The following is a 2,763-nucleotide window of genomic DNA, read 5'->3' as shown; positions in this document are numbered from 1 at the left end:
TCTGTTTCTAATGAGAGCTTATCTGCATCAACTTCCAAAATTTCAGAAATCTCCTGCAAAAATGCTTCCTTGTCGATCATCAATATATCATCCCCTGTTCCAAATAATCTAGACTCTCTTAACTATCTTTGCGGGAACACCTATCGCAGTCGAAAAATCTGGAACATTCCTTATTACAGCAGATCCCATACTTACAACTGCTCCTGTTCCTATCCTTTTCCCTTGGATGATACTTGCACCTGTTCCAATTAGAACCTCATCTCCAATAACCACTTCACCGGAAACCGACGCAACTCCATTTATATTACAAAAGTTTCCGATTATTACATCATGCCCGATATTGGCACCAGTATTAATGAGGTTGAAATTGCCCATCTGAAGTCCTATATTGGTTATTACCCCAGCTGTTATTACGTTACCAATTCCCATCTTTATTTTCGAGAAAGGTATGACTGCGGATGGATGTATTAAGTTAGGAAAGACAAGATTGTCTACATTTGCCACTACGTTATCATGTATTCTTCGTTTTATTTTTGGGTTCCCTTGAGGTATAACTACACCTAGCGCAGAGAAATTCGATGCGAATTCCATGAAATCTTTATCACAAGATATAACAGATAAACGTGCAGATATCTCTAAACCTATTGAGTTTCCGTCTGCTTCAATAAAACCAATTACCTGAAAAACTGGAGTTCTAGCATTTGCATTGATGTCTTCTACAAGCTGTGCTACCTCTCTCGAAATGCCACCAGAACCAAATATCACCAATGGCAACCCGTTCCATCTTCCCTTTTCGTTCATCTAATCACTTCCATTATAGATCTTGCCACCAGCTCAACCTGCTTTTCGCTGTTGAGGGTCGAGCTTGGCAGATTCAGTCCTTTTTCGTACAGTTCGTACGAGTTGGGGTATTCTTCTTTTCTGTATTTTTCGTATGGCGGGAATTCAGTTATCGGGACGAATATCCTTCTTGTAGGTATTCCCTTTTCTTTGAGCTCTTTCTGGATCTGGGGAATGTCTTTCGTCGGGTGGTTTATCTTAACAGACGAGAGCCACCAGGAGCTTATAGAATCGGGATACTCTTCCTGAAACTCTATTCCCTTTATGCCTCTGAGTATTTCTCTGTATATTTCCATGTATCTTCTCTTTTTCTGGAGGAAGTCTGGCAGTCTTTCAAACTGGGCCAGACCGAGCGAGGCTTCGAGGTTGGTCATTCGGTAGTTAAAGCCGATCTCGGGGTGGTAGTATCCCTTGCTTTCGTCCCTTGCCTGGTTGACAAGGAATTTCATGTGGTCGGCCAGTTTTTCGTCGTTTGTCGTTATCATTCCGCCGCCGCCGGTGGTGATGACTTTGTTTCCATTGAAGGAGAAGCACGCCATAGACCCAAAGGTGCCTGTCATTCTTCCATGGAACGAAGCACCGAGGCTTTCGGTAGCGTCCTCTATCATAGGAACACCATATCTTTCGGAGATCTCCGTTAACGCGTCCATATCGCAGGGGTTTCCGTAGATGTGGACGGGGATTATAGCCTTTGTCTTCTTCGTTATAGCCTTTTCGACTTGTTCTGGGATCATATTCCAGCTGGAGCGATCAATGTCCACAAAGACTGGCGTTGCGCCCACATAGACTATGGGATTTACCGAGGCGATGAAGGTGATAACCGGGACTATCACTTCGTCTCCCGGGCCTACACCTAACTCACTTAGTGATAGATGTATTGCAGCCGTACCACTCTGTGTCGAGACTGCTCGCTTAATGCCTACATACTTAGCAAACTTCTCTTCAAACTCCGGTATGAAGGGTCCGGCAGTCGAAACGAACGTAGAGTCAACGCATTTTAACAGGTACTGCTTTTCAAGCTCTCCCAGATTTGGTGCATCGAGGAATATCGTATCCATCTTCATCACCTACACGTTATATATGTCGGGTTTATAGTTCTCCATGTGATCTTCTAGCCAGGCTATCGTTTCTTTCAGGCCTTCCTCGAGGCTATGTCTTGGCTCCCAGCCGGTCAGTTCTTTTGCCTTGGAGCTGTCACACAGGAGTCTTTCGACCTCGCTCTTTTCAGGTCTTATTCTCTGGTCGTCGATCTCTATTTCGACTTCTTCATTCATGAGGGTCGCGATTAGTTGCGCGAGGTCCTTTATGGATATCTCTCTGTTGGAGCCGAGGTTCATAACCTCTCCCGTGCTGTTCTCGTGTAGTCCAACTTGACAAAATCCTTCACAGGTGTTGAGCACGTAGTTCATGTCTCTCGTAGCCTCCAGGTTGCCGAGCTTTATACTCTTTTTTCCGGTCAAGAGCTGTGAGATTATCGTGGGGATCACGGCTCTTGACGACTGTCTCGGGCCGAAAGTGTTGAAGGGCCGGATGACGGAGACAGGCAGGCCGAAAGAGCGGTAAAAGGTCAGCGCTAGCTGGTCGGCTCCAGATTTAGTCGCTGCATAAGGAGACTGCGGGTTGACGGGGTGTTTCTCGTCGATCGGGACGTACTGGGCCGTACCGTATATCTCGCTCGTGGATGTATGGATCACTTTCTGTGTGTTGAGCTCTCTAGCAGCCTGGAGTACGTTGTAAGTTCCCTCGACGTTTGTTTTTATGTATGCCAGAGGCGAGACGTACGAGTAGGGGATTCCGATCAGGGCTGCCAGATGAAAGACAACATCGATGGTTTTCATCGCGTCTTTCACAGAGTCGAAGTCGCGTATGTCGCCTGTATAGACTTCTATTCTGTCTTTATAGGGCGATTCTTCGAGCCAGCCC

Annotated in this window: 3 protein-coding genes; all 3 read right to left on the bottom strand. The window is 46.1% G+C overall.

Features of this window, described 5'->3' with window-relative positions:
* Window positions 1-108 precede the first annotated feature (108 nt).
* Window positions 109-801, bottom strand: a complete 693-nt coding sequence (locus RJ60_RS14845; RefSeq protein ID WP_103135265.1) for a sugar acetyltransferase — start codon at window positions 799-801, stop codon at window positions 109-111.
* Complete coding sequence (locus RJ60_RS14840; RefSeq protein ID WP_180979988.1) at window positions 798-1,898, bottom strand: LegC family aminotransferase; 1,101 nt, start codon at window positions 1,896-1,898, stop codon at window positions 798-800. Before RJ60_RS14840 ends, RJ60_RS14845 begins: the two co-directional genes overlap by 4 nt.
* Window positions 1,899-1,907: 9 nt before the next feature.
* Window positions 1,908-2,763 (bottom strand): GDP-mannose 4,6-dehydratase (locus RJ60_RS14835; protein ID WP_103135264.1); only part of this gene is annotated, 856 nt, incomplete at its 5' end.

Source organism: Mesotoga sp. B105.6.4 (assembly GCF_002896535.1).
GTDB lineage: Bacteria > Thermotogota > Thermotogae > Petrotogales > Kosmotogaceae > Mesotoga.
Note: the sequence above shows the minus strand (reverse complement) of the source record. Positions and strands in the feature narration are given on the sequence as shown.